The 16,022-nt window shown below is 45.1% G+C and carries 12 protein-coding genes; all 12 read left to right on the plus strand.

What is annotated here, in order from left to right:
• Positions 1-308 precede the first annotated feature (308 nt).
• Entirely contained in the window at positions 309-680 is a 372-nt protein-coding gene (secE, locus tag L865_RS0119120; RefSeq protein WP_028774706.1) for a preprotein translocase subunit SecE, read from the plus strand.
• 9 nt (positions 681-689) lie between these two features.
• Positions 690-1,241, plus strand: a complete 552-nt coding sequence (gene nusG, locus L865_RS0119125; protein WP_028774707.1) for a transcription termination/antitermination protein NusG — start codon at positions 690-692, stop codon at positions 1,239-1,241.
• A gap of 127 nt (positions 1,242-1,368) precedes the next feature.
• Positions 1,369-1,797 carry a 50S ribosomal protein L11 gene (gene rplK / locus L865_RS0119130; protein WP_028774708.1) on the plus strand — a complete coding sequence of 143 codons (429 nt, stop codon included), beginning with the start codon at positions 1,369-1,371 and terminating at the stop codon, positions 1,795-1,797.
• A 4-nt stretch (positions 1,798-1,801) separates the two neighbouring features.
• Positions 1,802-2,503: a 50S ribosomal protein L1 gene (gene rplA, locus L865_RS0119135; RefSeq protein WP_028774709.1), complete on the plus strand. Its 702-nt coding sequence runs from the start codon at positions 1,802-1,804 to the stop codon at positions 2,501-2,503.
• Between the two features lie 280 nt (positions 2,504-2,783).
• Positions 2,784-3,281 carry a 50S ribosomal protein L10 gene (gene rplJ, locus L865_RS0119140; protein ID WP_028774710.1) on the plus strand — a complete coding sequence of 166 codons (498 nt, stop codon included), beginning with the start codon at positions 2,784-2,786 and terminating at the stop codon, positions 3,279-3,281.
• Positions 3,282-3,337: 56 nt separating this feature from the next.
• Positions 3,338-3,706: a 50S ribosomal protein L7/L12 gene (gene rplL / locus L865_RS0119145; protein WP_028774711.1), complete on the plus strand. Its 369-nt coding sequence runs from the start codon at positions 3,338-3,340 to the stop codon at positions 3,704-3,706.
• Between the two features lie 237 nt (positions 3,707-3,943).
• A complete protein-coding gene (rpoB, locus tag L865_RS0119150; protein ID WP_028774712.1) occupies positions 3,944-7,975 on the plus strand; it encodes a DNA-directed RNA polymerase subunit beta in 4,032 nt (1,343 codons plus the stop codon).
• 84 nt (positions 7,976-8,059) lie between these two features.
• Complete coding sequence (gene rpoC / locus L865_RS0119155) at positions 8,060-12,274, plus strand: DNA-directed RNA polymerase subunit beta' (protein WP_028774713.1); 4,215 nt, start codon at positions 8,060-8,062, stop codon at positions 12,272-12,274.
• 190 nt (positions 12,275-12,464) lie between these two features.
• Positions 12,465-12,839 carry a 30S ribosomal protein S12 gene (gene rpsL, locus L865_RS0119160; RefSeq protein WP_028774714.1) on the plus strand — a complete coding sequence of 125 codons (375 nt, stop codon included), beginning with the start codon at positions 12,465-12,467 and terminating at the stop codon, positions 12,837-12,839.
• 76 nt (positions 12,840-12,915) lie between these two features.
• Positions 12,916-13,386: a 30S ribosomal protein S7 gene (gene rpsG, locus L865_RS0119165; protein ID WP_028774715.1), complete on the plus strand. Its 471-nt coding sequence runs from the start codon at positions 12,916-12,918 to the stop codon at positions 13,384-13,386.
• A 75-nt stretch (positions 13,387-13,461) separates the two neighbouring features.
• Positions 13,462-15,558: an elongation factor G gene (fusA, locus tag L865_RS0119170; protein WP_028774716.1), complete on the plus strand. Its 2,097-nt coding sequence runs from the start codon at positions 13,462-13,464 to the stop codon at positions 15,556-15,558.
• Between the two features lie 90 nt (positions 15,559-15,648).
• A partial coding sequence (locus tag L865_RS24210) for a GTP-binding protein (protein ID WP_037471619.1) occupies positions 15,649-16,022 on the plus strand: 374 nt, incomplete at its 3' end.

Consider the following 16,022-nt stretch of genomic DNA (forward strand, 5'->3'; position numbering starts at 1 on the left):
TGGCCGTACAGTTGGTGCTGGTGTTGTAGCTAAAATCATCGACTAATATGTCGTCGATTTAGTGATAAGAAAAGGCAGCTTAGGCTGCCTTTTTTGTTTTAGGTTATATTTAATGATAACCAGACTGCGCGCCTTGCCAATTGGTCTGAATAAGCATACAATCTATGGCCGATTTTTGACCCTCTGGGATTATGTCAATCTATGATGTAGGCTCGGGGTGAGGTATCAAGAAATCAATTCTTGATATCGTTTTGCCTATAAAGTTTGGCCTGTTAGGCTCAGGTCGCAGTAAGTAACGGAATTAACCGATGACAACAAATACAGAAAACCAAGGCAACTCCTTGGATATCGTAAAATGGGGCCTAGTGGTCATTTTGTTGGCTGCCGCTATTGTTGGTAACCAAATGTATAGCGAAGCGAGTGTGTTGGTTCGCGCTATTAGTGTGGTGGTTGCTTTTGCTATTGCTGGTTTCATTGCACTACAAACCGAGAAAGGCAAGCAGGCGCTTGTTTTTGCCCGTGAATCACATATTGAAGTTCGTAAAGTTGTCTGGCCTACTCGCCAAGAAGCACTTAACACGACTTTCATCGTACTAGCGGCGACAGGTGTACTAGCACTTATCCTTTGGGGTATGGACGCAGTACTACTAAGAATTGTTAATTTTATTACAGGCGTATAGGCATTTCGCATGACTGAAGCAACTGAAGCTAAAAAGAGATGGTATGTTGTTCAAGCTTTTTCAGGCTATGAAGGACGAGTATGTAAGTCTCTTCTAGAGCACATCAAAATGCATAGCATGGAACACCATTTCGGTGAGGTACTTGTACCGACCGAAGAAGTGGTAGAGATGCGTGCTGGTCAGCGTCGTAAGAGCGAACGTAAATTTTTCCCTGGCTACGTGTTAGTTCAGATGGATATGAATGACGAAAGCTGGCATCTAGTGAAAAGCATTCCACGTGTAATGGGCTTCATTGGTGGTACTTCTGATCGACCTGCGCCTATTTCTGACAAAGAAGCTAATGCTATCTTGCAGCGTCTACAAGAAACGACAGAGTCTCCAACTCATCGCGTTATGTTTGAGCCTGGTGAAATTGTTCGCGTTACTGACGGTCCTTTTGCCGACTTTAACGGTACAGTTGAAGAAGTGGATTACGAGAAGAACCGCGTTAAGGTTTCTGTGATGATCTTCGGTCGCTCTACACCAGTAGAACTCGACTTTAGTCAGATCGAAAAAAGCTGATTAATTAAAGTACAAAATTTATTTGGAATGGGTGCGGATTTTTTATATAATCCGCACCCATTGTTTTCGGGGAGCTATAAGACATGTCGTCTTTAGCGTTTGTACCCATACTTGAGGAAAATGTCTCATGGCTAAAAAAGTTGATGGTTACATCAAACTACAAGTAGCAGCCGGTGCTGCAAATCCGTCGCCACCAGTTGGTCCTGCATTGGGTCAAAAAGGTGTTAACATCATGGAATTCTGTAAAGCATTCAACGCTCGTACTGAAAAGTTCGACAAAGGTATGCCAATTCCTGTTGTTATTACGGTATACACCGACCGTTCTTTCACTTTCGAAACTAAGACGCCACCTGCTTCTTTCCTACTGCTTAAAGCAGCAGGTCTGAAATCTGGTTCTGGCCGTCCTAACACTGAGAAAGTGGGCACTATCAAGCGTAGCGCTGTTCAAGAGATTGCTGAAGTTAAGCAAGCTGATATGACTGGTGCTGATATGGAAGCGATGATGCGTTCTATTGAAGGTACTGCGCGTTCAATGGGTTTGGTAGTAGAGGACTAATATAATGGCAAAGCTAACTAAACGCGCTCGTTTGATCCGCGAAAAAGTCGAAGTGACTAAAAACTACGAAATCAATGAAGCTGTTGCACTGCTTAAAGAGCTTGCTACTGCTAAGTTCGTAGAAAGTGTTGATGTAGCGGTTAACCTAGGTGTTGACCCACGTAAATCTGACCAAAACGTTCGTGGTGCTACTGTACTACCACACGGTACTGGTCGTGAAGTTCGTGTTGCTGTGTTCACTCAAGGTGCAAACGCAGAAGCAGCTACAGAAGCTGGCGCTGAGCTAGTCGGTATGGACGAGCTTGCTGCACAAGTTAAAGCTGGTGAAATGAACTTCGACGTTGTTATCGCATCTCCAGATGCTATGCGCGTTGTTGGTCAGTTAGGTCAAATCTTAGGCCCACGTGGTCTTATGCCTAACCCTAAAACTGGCACTGTAACTCCAAACGTTGCAGAGGCAGTTAAGAACGCTAAAGCGGGTCAAGTACGCTACCGTAACGATAAGAATGGTATCATCCATTCTACAATCGGTAAGGTTGACTTTGAACCTGCACAGTTGAAAGAAAACTTAGAAGCACTTCTAGTTGCTCTAGTTAAGGCTAAGCCTGCTTCAGCTAAAGGTGTTTTCCTTAAGAAAGTTAGCATCTCTACCACTATGGGTGCAGGTGTTGCAGTAGATCAGGCTAGCCTAACTACTTCAAGCTAATTTCTTAAGCTTGTTTTACAAAGTGGGTGAATTCATTTATAATTCGCGCACTTTGTGGGTTGAGGTCTAATTTTTAATCACTAAGTGGTTGATTTTTAGACTTCCGTCCAAGACCGTAGGTGTTTTTCATTCGATTAACTTAATTTCCTACGTAGACGGTGTCGGACCCCAGATAGATTTTTTCTGCCTGGAAATTCGCGCCGTAAGTAACTAAGCAATTGATTGCTTAGTATGGTAATTGCTAGGGGAAATCCCTAGATAGAATCCAGGAGTAAAGCCAATGGCATTAAGACTCGAAGACAAAAAAGCGATTGTTGCTGAAGTCAGCGAAGCTGCCAAGGGTGCTTTATCTGCAGTAGTTGCCGATTCACGCGGTGTGACTGTAGGTGATATGACTGGTCTTCGTAAAGCTGCTCGTGAAGCTGGTGTATACGTTAAAGTTGTACGTAACACTCTAGCTAAGCGCGCTGTTGAAGGTACTGATTTTGAGTGCCTAGCTGACACGTTTACTGGTCCTACTTTGATTGCATTCTCTAACGAGCACCCAGGTGCTGCAGCGCGTCTTCTTAAAGACTTCGCTAAAGAGCAAGAGAAGTTTGAAATCAAAGCAGCAGCCTTTGAAGGGGAACTAATCCCTGCAGCGGATATTGATCGTTTAGCGAAACTACCAACATACGAAGAAGCACTAGCTCAGTTCATGATGACTCTAAAAGAAGCATCTGCTGGCAAGTTGGTTCGTACATTGGCCGCTCTTCGCGATCAGAAAGAAGCAGCTTAATCACACGATTAGCCGCTTAATTAAATTGAATTCAGTACAATTAGGAATTTTTTGTTATGTCTATCACTAAAGACCAAATCTTAGAAGCCCTTGCAGAAATGTCTGTAATGGAAGTTGTTGAACTAATCGAAGCAATGGAAGAGAAGTTCGGCGTATCTGCCGCTGCTGCTGTTGTTTCTGGTGGTGCTGGCGATGCTGGCGCTGCTGAAGAGAAAACAGAATTCGACGTAATTCTTACTTCTCACGGCGACAACAAAGTTGCAGTAATTAAAGCTCTTCGTGGCGCTACAGGTCTAGGCCTGAAAGAAGCTAAAGGCATGGCTGAATCTGCTCCAGTAGCAGTTAAAGAAGCTATCTCTAAAGAAGAAGCTGAAGCTCTTAAGACTGATCTAGAAGCGGCTGGTGCTGCTGTTGAGATCAAGTAAGTTATAATTTAACTTACTACCCCCGAGCAATCGGGCGGAGGCTGGCGGTTTTTTAACCGTCGGCCTTTTTTGCGCTGTAAGCGTTGGCGATTTTTTATTCACCGTTTGTCGCCAAATGTTGCAGTTCCTGGCAGAGATTACTGGCTAGGTTCTTGCTTTCAACGGTGATGGGCAAACGTGCTGTTACAACATTAGGTTGTTTCAGTCTTGGTCACATCTCGCAATCAGAGGAAACCCATGGTTTACTCCTATTCTGAAAAGAAGCGTATTCGCAAAGACTTTGGTAAGCGTCCACAAGTGCTGGATATCCCTTACCTGTTGTCAATTCAGTTGGACTCTTTTAAGAAGTTCACCGATCAAGATCCTACGGGTGAGCGCGGCTTAGAAGCTGCATTCCGTAGCGTTTTTCCCATCAAGAGCTTTTCTGGTAACTCAGAGCTACAGTACGTTAGCTACAAGCTAGGTGAGCCAGTTTTTGATGTGAAAGAGTGTCAAATCCGCGGTGTTACATACTCTGCACCATTACGCGTTAAATTGCGTATGGTTCTGTATGACCGTGAAGCTGCACCTGGTACAGTCAAAGACATTAAAGAACAAGAAGTCTATATGGGGGATATCCCTCTTATGACTGATAACGGTACTTTTGTTATCAATGGTACTGAGCGTGTAATCGTATCTCAGTTACACCGTAGTCCTGGTGTATTCTTCGATCACGACCGTGGTAAGACCCACTCTTCTGGTAAGGTGCTTTATAACGCACGTATTATTCCTTACCGTGGCTCATGGTTAGATTTTGAGTTTGATCCAAAAGATGCACTGTTCGTTCGTATTGACCGTCGTCGTAAATTGGCCGCGTCAATCATCTTACGTGCACTAGACTACTCAACCCAAGATATCCTAGATCTGTTCTTCGATCGTGTTCAGTACAAGATCAAGAAAGATTCACTAGTGATGAACTTGGTTGCTGATCGCCTACGTGGTGAAACAGCAAGCTATGACATTAAAGATGCTGAAGGTACCGTTCTTGTAGAGAAGGGCCGTCGCATTACTGCACGTCATATTCGTCAGCTAGAAAAGACCAACACCACTGAGTTAGAAGTACCAGTAGAATACATCGCTGGTAAGATTTCTGCTCAAGACTACATCGATCCTGATACAGGCGAAGTGTTGGTATCTGCTAACGGTGAGATTAGCTTAGAAGATCTTGCTAAGCTGTCTATGGCAGGCATTAAAGAAATTGACACGCTATATATCAACGATCTTGATAATGGCGCTTACATTTCTGACACGCTGCGCATCGATTCAACCACTAACCGCTTAGAAGCGTTGGTTGAAATTTATCGTATGATGCGTCCAGGCGAGCCACCAACCAAAGATGCGGCAGAAGCATTGTTCCAGAACTTGTTCTTCAGTGAAGAGCGTTATGACCTATCTAAAGTAGGTCGTATGAAGTTCAATCGTCGTCTAAGCATCGACGATGATGAAGGTACTGGTATCCTAACTAAAGAAGATATCGTTGCAGTTATGCAAAACATCATCAAGATCCGTAACGGTCTAGATGAAGTTGATGATATCGATCACTTGGGTAACCGTCGTATCCGTAGTGTTGGCGAAATGGCTGAAAACCAATTCCGCGTTGGCCTAGTTCGTGTAGAACGTGCCGTACGTGAGCGTTTAAGCCTAGGCGATCTGAATGAGCTTATGCCTCAGGACTTGATCAACGCTAAGCCAATTTCTGCTGCTGTTAAAGAATTTTTCGGTTCTTCTCAGCTGTCTCAATTCATGGACCAAAACAACCCATTGTCAGAAGTGACGCATAAGCGTCGTATTTCTGCTTTAGGTCCTGGTGGTTTGACACGTGAACGTGCGGGCTTCGAAGTTCGAGATGTTCACCCAACTCACTATGGTCGTCTATGTCCAATTGAGACCCCTGAAGGTCCAAACATTGGTCTAATTAACTCGCTAGCAAGTTTTGCACGTACCAACTCGTACGGCTTCTTAGAAACACCTTACCGTAAGGTTGTAGATGGTGTGATTACTGATCAGGTAGATTACCTATCAGCAATCGAAGAAGGTCGTTATGTGATTGCACAGGCAAACATCGAAGTTGATAACGACGGTCGCATGATTGAAGAGCAAATTGCATGTCGTCACAAAGGTGAAGCGACCTTTATGCGCGCTGCAGATGTTCAATACATGGACGTTTCACCACAACAGATTATTTCTGTTGCTGCGTCGTTGATTCCGTTCCTAGAACACGATGATGCTAACCGTGCATTGATGGGTGCGAACATGCAACGTCAAGCAGTACCAACACTGAAGGCTGACAAGCCATTAGTTGGTACCGGTATTGAGCGTACACTTGCTGTTGACTCTGGCGTTGTTGTTGCTGCTAAACGCGGTGGTTACATCGACTACGTTGATGCCAGCCGTATCGTTGTTAAAGTCAACGAAGCTGAACTAACACCAGGCGAAGCGGGTATCGACATCTACAACTTGACCAAATACACGCGTTCTAACCAGAACACTTGTATTAACCAGCGTCCTTGTTGTTCAGTTGGCGATCCAGTGGTTCGTGGCGACGTACTTGCCGATGGTCCATCTACCGATTTAGGTGATTTGGCTCTTGGTCAGAACATGCGTATCGCGTTCATGCCTTGGAACGGTTACAACTTTGAGGATTCAATCCTTATCTCTGAGCGTGTTGCTCAGGAAGACCGCTTCACAACTATCCACATTCAAGAGCTTTCTTGTATTGCTCGTGATACTAAGTTGGGTAGCGAAGAGATCACAGCTGATATTCCAAACGTAGGTGAGTCTGCGCTTTCTAAGCTAGATGAGTCTGGTATCGTTTATATCGGTGCAGAAGTTAAGGGTGGCGACATCCTAGTTGGTAAAGTAACACCTAAAGGTGAAACTCAGCTGACTCCAGAAGAAAAGCTACTGCGTGCTATCTTCGGTGAAAAAGCATCTGATGTTAAAGACAGTTCACTACGTGTACCTAACTCTGTTAAAGGTACTATCATCGACGTACAAGTATTTACTCGTGACGGCGTTGAGAAAGATAAGCGTGCTGTAGAAATTGAAGAGATGCATATCGGTCAAGCTAAGAAAGATTTGACTGAAGAGTTCAAGATCCTTGAAGAAGGTGTCTTTGGCCGTGCACGTAACCTGCTATTAACCGCTGGTTTCAGTGAAGCACAACTTGATGCGATTGCTCGCCCTCAGTTGCTAGTTCAATCTATTGATGATGAAGCTAAGCAAACTGAACTTGAGCAGTTAGCCGAGCAGCATGAAGAGCTGAAAGCTGATTTCGACAAGAAGTTTGAAATCAAGCGTCGCAAGATTACTCAAGGCGATGACTTAGCACCTGGCGTATTGAAGATCGTTAAGGTTTACCTTGCGGTTAAGCGTACTATCCAGCCTGGTGATAAGATGGCGGGTCGTCACGGTAACAAGGGTGTTATCTCTAAGATTAACCCTGTTGAAGACATGCCTTACGATGAAAACGGTAACCCTGTAGACATCGTATTGAACCCACTAGGTGTACCATCTCGTATGAACATCGGTCAGGTTCTTGAAGTGCATTTAGGTGCAGCCGCTAAGGGTATCGGTGATCAAATCACTGCTATGCTTGAAGAGCAGCGCGAATTAGCAGAGCTTCGTAATTACATCAAACAAGTATATGAGTTAGGTGAAGACGTGCAGCAGCAGGTCGATATCGATTCATTTACTGATGAAGAGGTTTTACGTCTTGCTAAGAACCTAAAAGGTGGTGTGCCAACAGCGACTCCAGCATTTGATGGTGCGAAAGAGAAAGAGATTAAGGACATGCTAGCGCTTGCTGGTCTGCCTACCTCTGGTCAGCGTACCCTTTATGATGGTCGTACTGGTAATGAGTTTGAGCGTCAAGTAACTGTAGGTTACATGTACATGCTGAAACTGAACCACTTGGTAGACGATAAGATGCATGCTCGTTCAACGGGTTCTTATAGTCTTGTTACTCAGCAACCACTGGGCGGTAAAGCACAGTTTGGTGGTCAGCGTTTCGGTGAGATGGAAGTTTGGGCACTAGAAGCATACGGTGCCGCTTACACGCTTCAAGAAATGCTTACTGTTAAGTCTGATGATGTTAACGGTCGTACTCAGATGTATAAGAACATCGTCGACGGTAACCACCAGATGCAACCAGGTATGCCTGAGTCCTTCAACGTATTGCTGAAGGAGATCCGTTCACTCGGTATTAATATCGAGTTGGATCAAGAGTAACACTTGGCGACTGCCGATTTATCGGCGATAAATTGGTGCTCTGCGCGAGCGGGGCACCCGGTTTAACTCCTTCAGGAGAGAAACGTGAAAGACTTATTAAAGTTTCTGAAACAGCAAAGTAAGACTGAAGAATTTGAAGGTATCAAGATTGGCCTAGCGTCGCCAGACTTGATCCGCTCTTGGTCATTTGGTGAAGTTAAGAAGCCAGAAACTATCAACTACCGTACTTTCAAGCCTGAGCGTGAAGGTTTGTTCTGTGCGCGTATTTTTGGCCCAGTTAAAGATTATGAGTGTTTATGCGGTAAGTATAAGCGCCTTAAGCACCGTGGTGTGATCTGTGAAAAGTGTGGCGTTGAAGTTACACAGACTAAAGTACGTCGTGAGCGTATGGGTCACATTGATCTCGCTAGCCCGGTTGCGCATATTTGGTTCTTGAAGTCTCTGCCATCTCGTATCGGCCTAATGCTAGATATGACATTGCGTGACATCGAGCGCGTACTTTACTTCGAATCATTTGTTGTGATTGAGCCTGGCATGACCAGCCTTGAGCGCGGTCAAATGCTAACTGAAGAAAACTACTTAGACGCGCTAGAAGAATATGGCGATGAGTTTGAAGCTAAGATGGGTGCCGAAGCGGTTCTTGAATTGCTACGTGCTATCGATCTAGAGAAAGAAATTGAAATGATGCGCGAAGAGTTGCCATCAATCAATTCTGAGACTCGTCGTAAGAAGATCACTAAGCGTCTTAAGCTTATTGAAGCCTTCTTCAACTCAGGTAATAAGCCAGAGTGGATGATCCTTAAGGTTCTTCCGGTTCTGCCACCTGATCTTCGTCCATTAGTTCCACTAGATGGTGGCCGTTTTGCTACGTCTGATCTGAACGACCTTTACCGTCGTGTGATTAACCGTAACAACCGTCTAAAACGTCTATTGGACCTTGCTGCTCCAGACATCATCGTACGTAACGAAAAGCGTATGTTACAAGAGTCTGTTGATGCACTATTAGATAATGGTCGTCGTGGTCGTGCAATTACCGGTTCTAATAAGCGCCCGCTTAAATCTTTGGCTGATATGATCAAAGGTAAGCAAGGTCGTTTCCGTCAGAACCTGCTAGGTAAGCGTGTTGATTACTCTGGTCGTTCGGTAATTACCGTAGGCCCAACTTTGCGTCTGCATCAGTGTGGTCTTCCTAAGAAGATGGCGCTTGAGCTATTTAAGCCGTTTATTTATGGCAAGCTTGAAGGTCGTGGTTTAGCGACAACGATTAAAGCTGCTAAGAAAATGGTAGAGCGCGAAGTGGCTGAAGTATGGGATGTACTAGACGAAGTGATTCGTGAACATCCAGTCATGCTTAACCGTGCACCAACACTTCACCGTCTTGGTATCCAGGCGTTTGAGCCAGTACTCATTGAAGGTAAAGCGATTCAGCTACATCCACTCGTTTGTGCGGCGTACAACGCTGACTTCGATGGTGACCAAATGGCTGTTCACGTGCCGCTAACGCTTGAAGCGCAGTTAGAAGCACGCTCGCTAATGATGTCTACCAACAACATCTTGTCTCCAACGAATGGTGAGCCAATCATCGTTCCTTCTCAAGACGTTGTATTGGGTCTTTACTATACCAGCCGCGAATGCGTGAATGGTAAAGGTGAAGCGATGGCATTTGAATCAGTAGATGAAGTTGAAAAAGCTTATCGTACTGGTGTTGCTGAGATTCATGCACGCGTTAAAGTTCGTATTACTGAAACTCAGTTTACTGACAATGGTGAGCCAGTCGAAACACGCCGTATCGTTGATACGACTGTGGGTCGTGCACTGCTTTCACAAATTCTGCCTAAAGGCTTATCGTATGATTTGGTTAACCAAAACATGGGTAAGAAGCAGATCTCTAAACTGTTGAACACCTGTTATCGCCAATTGGGTCTAAAAGATACTGTTATCTTTGCTGACCAATTGATGTACACCGGTTTCCACTTTGCAACCGTATCGGGCGCATCTGTGGGTATCAACGACATGGTGATTCCAGATGAGAAATACACTTTGGTATCAGATGCGGAAGCTGAAGTTCTTGAAATTCAAGAGCAGTTCCAATCTGGTCTAGTAACTGCCGGTGAGCGTTACAACAAAGTCATTGATATCTGGGCAAGTGCTAACGAGAAAGTATCTAAAGCGATGATGGATAACCTGTCTACTGAGACAGTGCTTAACCGTGAAGGCGAAGAGGAAATTCAAGATTCTTTCAACAGCATCTACATGATGGCCGACTCAGGCGCTCGTGGTAGTGCAGCACAGATTCGTCAGCTAGCGGGTATGCGTGGTCTGATGGCTAAGCCAGATGGCTCAATCATCGAAACCCCAATTGTGGCTAACTTCCGTGAAGGTCTAAACGTACTACAGTACTTTATTTCTACTCACGGTGCGCGTAAAGGTCTTGCCGATACTGCATTGAAGACAGCTAACTCGGGTTACCTAACTCGTCGTCTAGTTGACGTAGCACAAGATTTGGTTGTTATCGAAGAAGATTGTGGTACCCACGAAGGTCTAACTATGAAGCCGCTTATTGAAGGTGGTGATGTAGTTGAGCCGTTACGTGAACGTGTACTAGGTCGTGTTGTTGCTGAAGATGTTTACTATCCAGGTACTGAAGACGTACTTGCACCACGTAACACGCTGCTAGATGAAGCATGGTGTGACAAGTTAGAAGAAAACTCAGTTGACGAAGTGATTGTTCGCTCTGTGATCAGCTGTGATACTGACTTTGGTGTGTGTGCCGCTTGTTATGGTCGTGACCTTGCACGTGGTCATATCATCAACCAAGGTGAAGCCATTGGTGTTGTTGCAGCACAATCAATTGGTGAGCCAGGTACACAGCTTACGATGCGTACTTTCCACATTGGTGGTGCGGCATCTCGAGCTTCAGCTGAAAACAACGTTCAAGTTAAGAACGTTGGTACACTGAAACTACACAATGCTAAGCATGTAACTAACAGTGACGGCAAGCTAGTGATTGTTTCTCGTTCTTCTGAACTAGCCATTATTGATGAGCTAGGTCGTGAGAAAGAGCGTTATAAAGTGCCTTACGGTACTGTGCTTGAGAAGCTAGAAGATGCGAGCGTAGAAGCTGGTGAAATCATTGCTAACTGGGATCCACATACTCACCCAATCGTTTCTGAGGTTGCCGGTAGTATTAAGTTCGTTGATATGATTGAAGGTGTCACCATGAACCGTCAAACAGACGAACTAACGGGTCTATCGTCAATCGTAGTACTAGAAGTGGGTCAACGTCCTACTGCTGGTAAAGAGATGCGTCCTGCGATTCGTCTTGTTGGCGCCGATGGTAATGACTTAATGATTCCAGGTACTGAAGTACCTGCTCAATACTTCTTACCAGGTAACGCGATCGTTAACCAAGACGATAACGCACCAATTAACGTTGGTGACGCCTTGGCACGTATCCCTCAGGAGTCTTCGAAGACTCGTGATATTACCGGTGGTCTACCACGTGTTGCTGATTTGTTCGAAGCACGTAAGCCTAAAGAGCCTGCAATTCTTGCTGAGCACTCAGGTACTATCTCGTTTGGTAAAGAAACCAAAGGTAAGCGTCGTCTAGTGATCACGCCTGCAGATGGTGGTAAGCCATACGAAGAGATGATTCCGAAGTGGCGTAACCTAAACGTGTTCGAAGGTGAAAAAGTTGAACGCGGTGAGGTTATTGCAGACGGTCCAGAAGCAGCACACGATATCCTGCGTCTACGCGGTATTCATAAGGTGGCTAACTATATCGTTAACGAAGTCCAAGACGTATACCGTCTACAGGGCGTAAAAATTAACGATAAGCACATTGAAGTGATTATTCGTCAGATGCTACGTAAGTGTGAGATCACTGAAGCGGGTGATAGCGAATTCTTAGCGGGTGAACAAGTTGAAGTTTCTCGCGTTAAGATTGCTAACCGTGAGTTGGAAGCACAAGGTAAGCTGCCTGCTAAGTTCGAGCGTGAACTATTGGGTATTACCAAAGCATCGCTTGCAACTGAGTCGTTTATCTCTGCAGCATCGTTCCAGGAGACCACACGTGTTCTTACTGAAGCGGCTGTTGGTGGTAAGAGTGATAAGCTACGCGGCTTGAAAGAGAACGTAATCGTGGGTCGTTTGATCCCTGCTGGTACAGGTTATGCCTATCACCAGAACCGTTCTCAAGCGGCACCGAATGCAGCTGTCGAAGAAGCACCAACTATCAGCGCAAGTGAAGCTGAACAGAACCTAGCAGATCTATTAAATCTTGCTGGTAGTTCAGATTAATTCACCTAGTTTGGTAAATAGAATGTAAAAAAGGCGCCTTTGGCGCCTTTTTTTTACATTAAATCGCTTAAAAGTTGGCTATTTCTTGACAGGCGGGCATTACCTTTCTAAAATTTCGCCTCCCACATTTGTGGGACATAGATTTTTCACACCTTACTGTTGAGTTAATTCAACTGATTCGGAGCTATACATGGCAACTGTAAACCAGTTGGTACGTAAGCCTCGCGCGCCTAAAGTCGAAAAGACTAATGTGCCAGCGCTGGCTGCGTGTCCACAAAAACGTGGTGTTTGTACTCGCGTATACACAACCACACCAAAAAAACCTAACTCTGCACTACGTAAAGTAGCTCGTGTGCGTCTAACTAACGGTTTCGAAGTAACTTCGTATATCGGCGGTGAAGGCCACAACCTGCAGGAACACAGCGTGATTCTAATCCGTGGTGGTCGTGTTAAAGACTTACCTGGTGTTCGTTATCACACTGTTCGTGGCGCATTAGACTGTGCTGGTGTAAGTGAGCGTCGTCAAGGTCGTTCTAAGTACGGAGCTAAGCGTCCTAAGTCTTAACGTTTTCCGTTAAGTAAGGCCAAGCTAATATTTTGATTCCAGTTTTGGGGTCCCTGAAGCATACGGAGAAATTGTTATGCCAAGACGTCGCGTTGTAGGACAACGTAAAATCCTACCAGATCCAAAGTTCAATAGTGAGTTGCTGGCTAAGTTCATCAACGTCATTATGCAGGATGGCAAAAAGTCTACTGCAGAAAAAATTATCTATAAGGCACTAGATGTTGTCGCTGAGAAAAAAGGCGAAGACCACCTAGTGATCCTTGAAGCAGCCCTGGAAAACGTTCGCCCATCAGTCGAGGTTAAATCTCGTCGTGTTGGTGGTTCTACTTACCAGGTACCATGTGAAGTACGCCCAGTTCGTCGTAACGCGTTGGGTATGCGTTGGTTAGTTGAAGCTGCTCGTAAGCGTGGTGAAAAATCTATGGCTCTACGTCTAGCCGGTGAAATGCTAGACGCTGCTGAAAACAAAGGTACTGCTGTTAAGAAGCGCGAAGACGTGCATCGTATGGCAGAAGCGAACAAAGCGTTTGCACATTACCGCTGGTAATCTCTTGGTGCAGGCATTTGCCTGCACCATGTTTTACATCACTAGTGTGTTATCACTAGTAAAGAGGGTTTAATCGTGGCTCGTACAACTCCTATTGAGCGTTACCGTAATATCGGTATTTGTGCTCATGTTGACGCAGGAAAAACCACAACAACTGAACGAGTTTTGTTCTATACCGGTATGTCTCATAAAATCGGTGAAGTTCATGATGGCGCAGCCACTATGGATTGGATGGAACAAGAGCAGGAGCGTGGTATTACTATCACCTCAGCTGCAACAACTACGTTTTGGCGTGGTATGGATGCCCAGTATACTGAGCACCGTATCAATATCATCGACACTCCAGGTCACGTTGACTTCACTATTGAAGTTGAGCGTTCTTTGCGTGTACTCGATGGCGCTGTTGTTGTGTTCTGTGGTTCTTCGGGTGTTGAACCACAGTCAGAGACTGTTTGGCGTCAAGCCGATAAGTATCATGTACCTCGCATCGTATTCGTCAATAAGATGGATCGAGCCGGTGCAGACTTTGAAAGTGTGGTAGAGCAGATTCGTAACCGTTTGGGCGCAACTTGTGTACCTATTCATTTGAATATTGGTGCAGAAGAAGAGTTCAAAGGTGTCGTAGACTTAATCAAGATGAAGGCCATTAACTGGTCTGAAGCTGATCAAGGCACAACGTTCACCTATGAAGATATTCCCGCTGAGCTTGCTGATAAAGCAGCTGAAATGCGTGAATACCTTGTTGAGAGTGCAGCTGAAGCTTCAGAAGAACTGATGGACAAGTACCTCGAAGAGGGCGAGTTATCAGAAGCTGAAATTAAGCAAGCGCTACGTCAACGTACTCTAGCGAACGAGATAGTCTTAGCGACCTGTGGTTCTGCATTTAAGAACAAGGGTGTGCAGGCTGTATTGGATGCAGTGATTGACTACTTGCCATCACCTGTCGAAGTACCTGCTATTAAGGGTATTGATGACAATGAAAACGAAGTTGAGCGTCATTCAGATGACAATGAACCGTTTTCAGCGTTGGCATTTAAAATTGCTACTGACCCATTCGTTGGCACCTTAACCTTTATGCGCGTTTATTCGGGCGTATTAGAAACCGGTTCTGGTGTATACAACTCTGTTAAGCAAAAACGTGAGCGTATTGGTCGTATGGTGCAAATGCACGCTAACGACCGTCAAGAGATCAAAGAAGTGCGCGCTGGCGACATCGCCGCAGCTATTGGTCTTAAAGACGTCACCACTGGTGATACCTTATGTGATGCTAACCACAAAGTTATCCTGGAACGTATGGAGTTCCCTGAGCCAGTAATTACGATTGCTGTAGAGCCTCGCTCTCAAGCAGACCAAGAGAAAATGGCCATTGCGCTGCAAAAATTGGCAGCCGAAGATCCGTCTTTCCGTGTTGAAACAGATGAAGAGTCTGGTCAAACACTGATCTCTGGTATGGGTGAGCTACACTTAGACATCATCGTCGACCGTATGCGTCGCGAATTTAGTGTTGAGTGTAATGTGGGTAAACCACAAGTGGCCTACCGCGAGACAATTCGCTCAGCTGTAGAAGTAGAAGGCAAGTTTGTTCGTCAGTCAGGTGGACGTGGTCAATTTGGTCATGTTTGGCTGAAGCTAGAACCTCAAGAAGAAGGTTTTGGTTACGAATTTGTCAACGAGATTGTTGGTGGTGTGGTTCCAAGAGAATACATCCCTGCAGTTGATAAAGGTATCCAAGAGCAGATGAAGAATGGCGTATTAGCTGGCTTCCCTGTATTGGACGTTAAAGTCACCTTGTATGACGGCTCATATCATGATGTCGATTCAAATGAGATGGCGTTTAAAGTCGCGGGCTCTATGGGCTTTAAAAAGGGTGCGCTTGAAGCAGACCCTGCCTTGTTAGAACCTTGTATGAAAGTTGAGGTAACAACACCTGAAGATTATATGGGTGATGTGGTTGGCGACTTAAATAGACGACGCGGATTAATCGAAGGTATGGAAGACGGCATTGGTGGCGTCAAAATCGTTCGAGCCGTAGTACCTCTATCTGAAATGTTTGGTTATGCAACTGACTTGCGCAGTGCGACACAAGGTCGCGCTTCATACTCTATGGAGTTTTTGAAGTACTCTGACGCACCTCAAAATGTTGCTAAATCAGTTATGGAAGCGCGCGGTTAAGATTAATCGCGGCTAAGTGCCATAACTGCTATATTGATTGCTATTGCTCACTAAACAAAGTGGGCACTTCTGAAAAGAAAGGAATATATCGTGGCTAAAGAAAAATTTGAACGTAATAAACCCCATGTAAACGTTGGTACTATCGGACACGTTGACCATGGTAAAACAACTCTAACTGCTGCTATCTCTGCTGTATTGACTAAGACATACGGTGGTGAAGCACGTGATTTCGCACAAATCGATAACGCTCCAGAAGAGCGCGAGCGTGGTATTACAATTAATACTTCTCACATCGAATATGACACTCCAACTCGTCACTACGCACACGTAGACTGCCCAGGTCACGCGGATTATGTTAAAAACATGATCACTGGTGCTGCACAGATGGACGGCGCAATCCTAGTAGTTGCTTCTACAGATGGCCCAATGCCACAAACACGTGAGCACATCCTGCTTTCACGTCA

This window comes from Shewanella waksmanii ATCC BAA-643, from assembly GCF_000518805.1.
Classification (GTDB): Bacteria; Pseudomonadota; Gammaproteobacteria; order Enterobacterales; family Shewanellaceae; genus Shewanella; species Shewanella waksmanii.